A 333-nucleotide genomic window follows, 5' to 3' on the forward strand; every position below is an offset into this window, starting at 1 on the left:
GGTGATGTTGCCTGTGCCGGCCTATTCGCGGGCAAGCCCGCTCCCACAGTTTTTCACCCGGCGAAATACCTGCATCTGCCCCACCCCCCTGTGGGAGCGGGCCTGCCCGCGAAAGCGCCGGACCTGTCACCCGTGATGTTGAATGTGCCTGCCTCTTCGCGGGCAAGCCCGCTCCCACAGTTTTTCACCCGGCGAAATACCTGCATCTGCCCCAAATCCCCTGTGGGAGCGGGCTTGCCCGCGAAAGCGCCGGACCTGTCACCCGTGATGTTGAATGTGCCACCCTCTTCGCGGGCAAGCCCGCTCCCACAGTTTTTCACCCGGCGAAATACC

The organism is Pseudomonas sp. HMWF021, assembly GCF_003061005.1.
Taxonomy (GTDB): Bacteria; Pseudomonadota; Gammaproteobacteria; order Pseudomonadales; family Pseudomonadaceae; genus Aquipseudomonas.